Genomic DNA, 3,761 nt, shown 5'->3' on the forward strand with positions numbered 1-3,761 from the left:
CTTCATGGGCCTCCAGCCCAATGACCGCATCGTCATCGACTCGCTGGTCTCGCTCGGCTTCGGCGCATCGCTGATCTCGATCTTCGCTCGTCTCGGCGGCGGCATCTTCACCAAAGGCGCCGACGTCGGTGGCGATCTCGTCGGCAAGGTCGAAGCCGGTATTCCCGAAGACGATCCGCGCAACCCGGCCACGATCGCCGACAATGTCGGCGACAATGTCGGCGACTGCGCCGGCATGGCCGCTGACCTGTTCGAAACCTATGCGGTGACTGTCGTCGCCACCATGGTTCTGGCTGCCATCTTCTTTGGCGGCACCGCCGTGTTGGGTGCGGCCATGCTTTATCCGCTCGCCATCTGCGGCGCCTGCATCCTGACCTCGATCGTCGGCACCTTCTTCGTCAAGCTCGGTTCCAACGGCTCGATCATGGGCGCACTCTACAAGGGCCTGATCGTCACTGGCCTGCTGTCCATCGTCGGCCTCGGCGTCGCCACCCAGGTGACGCTCGGCTGGGGTGAGGTCGGCACGGTCGCCGGCATGGTCATCACCGGCAAGAACCTGTTCATCTGCGGCCTGATCGGCCTCGTGGTGACCGGTCTCATCGTGGTCATCACCGAATACTACACCGGCACCAACAAGCGCCCGGTCAATTCCATCGCCCAGGCGTCGGTCACCGGTCACGGCACCAACGTCATCCAGGGCCTCGCGGTCTCGCTGGAATCGACGGCGCTGCCGGCGATCGTCATCGTCGGCGGCATCATCTCGACCTATCAGCTTGCCGGCCTCTTCGGTACGGCGATCGCGGTCACGACGATGCTCGGCCTTGCCGGCATGATCGTTGCGCTCGATGCCTTCGGCCCGGTCACCGACAATGCCGGCGGCATCGCCGAAATGGCCGGCCTGCCCAAGGAAGTGCGCCACTCCACCGACGCGCTCGACGCGGTCGGCAACACCACCAAGGCGGTGACCAAGGGCTACGCCATCGGCTCCGCTGGTCTCGGCGCATTGGTGCTGTTTGCCGCGTACTCGAACGACCTGAAGTTCTTCGCCGCCAATGGCGACAAATATCCCTACTTCCAGGGCATGGGCGAGATCTCCTTCGATCTCTCCAACCCATACGTCGTCGCCGGCCTGATCTTCGGCGGGCTGATCCCGTATCTGTTCGGCGGCATCGCCATGACGGCCGTCGGCCGTGCGGCGGGCGCCATCGTCGAGGAGGTGCGCAAGCAGTTCCGCGAGGATCCGGGCATCATGGCCGGCACCTCGAAGCCGAACTACGCCCGCGCGGTCGACCTTCTGACCAAGGCGGCAATCAGGGAAATGATCATCCCGTCGCTGCTGCCGGTGCTGGCGCCGCTCGTCGTCTATTTCGGCGTGCTGCTCATCTCGGGCTCGAAGGCGTCTGCCTTTGCAGCGCTGGGTGCCTCGCTGCTCGGCGTCATCGTCAACGGCCTGTTCGTCGCTATCTCGATGACCTCTGGCGGCGGCGCCTGGGACAACGCCAAGAAGTCCTTCGAAGACGGCTTTGTCGACAAGGACGGCGTCAAGCATCTCAAGGGTTCCGAGGCGCATAAGGCTTCGGTGACCGGTGACACGGTCGGCGATCCCTACAAGGACACCGCTGGCCCCGCCGTCAACCCGGCGATCAAGATCACCAACATCGTCGCGCTCCTGCTGCTGGCCGTGCTCGCGCACGGCTGATCTAGGCTTCAGCCCGAAACAACCCGCGGGAGCGATCCCGCGGGTTTTTTGTTGAGCAATGCCATGTCGACGCGTCAACAAGCCGATCTCTTGCATGCGGTAAATGCGCCGGTATCTCATCTACCGGCTTGGGTTTCGACGGCTTAAGCATCGCCGGCAAACATACGGGGATCTTGCCCTGATCGAGGCCACAACAAAAACCCGCAGGATCGCTCCCGCGGGTTTTTGGTCGTCTGAGATGATGAGGCTCCCGGAATGGAAGCCGAAAGGAATTAGGCGCCGCCGCCCGGAATGCTGGGTGCCAGCTTGCTGGCACCGTTGATGATCTGGCTGAGGAAGTTCTGGTCCTTGCCGCCGGTCGGTGTGGTGCGTGAGATGAAGTCGAACATCTTGCCGTCCTTCATCCCGTAATTGGCGATCTGGGTGACGCGGCCATCGGCGCCGAAATAGACCGCCAGCACATGCTGATCAATGAGCCGTGGCTTGTCGAAGGCGACGTAGCGCTTGCGCGTCTGCGAAATGTAATAGAAGGCCTCGTTGTCGAAGGTCGCGGTCGTCGACGGCGTGCCGAGCGCCAGAAGCACCTGCTCGCGGCTCGAACCGACCGGCACCAGGTCGATTGCCTGCTGGTCTATGACGTAACCTTGCGTCAGCGTCTCACTCGGGCTGAGGTCGCCGATCATCTTGGAGGTGTGGCAGGCCGATAGTGCCGAAACGATCATCAGCAGCGAGATCGCGCCGGCGGGCCTGGACGAGAAGGTCGACTTGAAATTCAGCGCGCGCAACAACAACTCCATTAGCTGGCCGCAACTTGCGCTGGGCCGCGAAACCGGTAAACCAGCTTGCTTGCCGATGCAACAAGCCCACTTCAACAAACGGTCCCCAGGAGACCATCCCCAATGTTCCAGCGCTTTTTTGGCCGCGAACGCTACGCCAACCGCGCTATCACCGAGGCGCTTTACGCACAAATCGTGGCGGCGGCGCGGCAGACGGTGTTTTATTCCCACTGGAATGTGCCAGACACGCCGCTTGGCCGTTTCGAGATGCTGTCGCTGCACATGTTCCTGTTCCAGCACAGGTTGCGCGGTGAGAGCGGTGCGGCGCAAGAGGTCGCCCAGGTGCTGATCGACGAGTTCTTCCTCGACGTCGACCATTCGTTGCGGGAATTGGGCATTGGCGACGTTGGCGTGCCCAAACGCATGAAAAAGCTGGCAAAGATGTTTTATGGCCGAACCGCTGCCTATGACGATGCCCTGGAAAGAAACGACCATGAAGCGCTGACCGCGGCTCTTGCCCGCAATGTCCGGCCCGACGCGGGCGCCTGGCTGGAAGCATCGCTGCTGGCCAACTATGTTACCGACGCGCGCAATCATCTGGCCGCGCAGACATCCGAATCGATTGTCTCCGGCACGCTGACCTTTCCCGCCGCCAAGGAGGTTGAACAATGAAGCATGTGGACCCGCAAAGCCCGGTCTCCTTCCGTGCAAACATCACGCGCCTGCCGCAAAAGGGCCTGCCGCTGGTTGTCGAAGCCGATGCCGCACAGCGTGCGGCACTGGCCGAGGAGCACGGGTTGATTTCGGTCGAATCCTATCGCGCCGAGCTTCTGGTCGCGTCGTGGAAGCGCAATGGCGTGAAGATAAGCGGTCGTGTCGAAGCCGACATCACCCAGGCCTGCATCGTCACGCTCGAGCCTGTCGAAGCGCATATCGACGAACCGGTCGAAGCGCTGCTGCTGCCCGAGGATTCCAAGCTTGGACGGCAGGGTTTCGATGGTGGCGGCGAGATCCTGCTCGACGCGGAAGGCCCTGACAGTCCAGAGACATTTTCCGGTGACACGATCGATGTCGGGGCACTCGCCGAACAGTATTTCGGGCTCGCCATCGACCCCTATCCGCGTAAGCAGGGCGCAGCGCTCAACGCCGGCAGCGAGACCGAACCGGCGGAGAATGAATTTCAGCAAAAACTGCGATCCTTGCTGGGAAAATCCTGAAAAGCTCGCCCGCGACGGAAAAGTCGGTTGTGTGGCAGCCCAAAACCGTTATTTTCGCCGAACCTTCGC

The 3,761-nt window shown here is 62.2% G+C and carries 4 protein-coding genes; 3 read left to right on the forward strand and 1 reads right to left on the reverse strand.

The features are described from left to right. Positions 1-1,699 (forward strand): sodium-translocating pyrophosphatase (locus tag EN879_RS27330; protein ID WP_127274358.1); only part of this gene is annotated, 1,699 nt, incomplete at its 5' end. A 272-nt stretch (positions 1,700-1,971) separates the two neighbouring features. Here the strand turns inward: EN879_RS27330 and EN879_RS27335 are convergent. Further along, the gene (locus tag EN879_RS27335; protein WP_013532236.1) at positions 1,972-2,484 is read right to left on the reverse strand and encodes an outer membrane protein assembly factor BamE; all 513 of its coding nucleotides are present in this window, start codon (positions 2,482-2,484) and stop codon (positions 1,972-1,974) included. Between the two features lie 114 nt (positions 2,485-2,598). Here EN879_RS27335 and EN879_RS27340 point away from each other — a divergent pair, with 114 nt between their 5' ends. Continuing rightward, positions 2,599-3,147, forward strand: coding sequence for a ubiquinol-cytochrome C chaperone family protein (locus EN879_RS27340; protein ID WP_063167769.1), 549 nt, complete (start codon positions 2,599-2,601; stop codon positions 3,145-3,147). Beyond that, complete coding sequence (locus EN879_RS27345) at positions 3,144-3,692, forward strand: DUF177 domain-containing protein (protein WP_013532234.1); 549 nt, start codon at positions 3,144-3,146, stop codon at positions 3,690-3,692. Before EN879_RS27340 ends, EN879_RS27345 begins: the two co-directional genes overlap by 4 nt. Positions 3,693-3,761 lie beyond the last annotated feature (69 nt).

Origin of the sequence: Mesorhizobium sp. M7A.F.Ca.AU.002.02.1.1, from assembly GCF_003998535.1 — a bacterium.
GTDB lineage: Bacteria > Pseudomonadota > Alphaproteobacteria > Rhizobiales > Rhizobiaceae > Mesorhizobium > Mesorhizobium ciceri.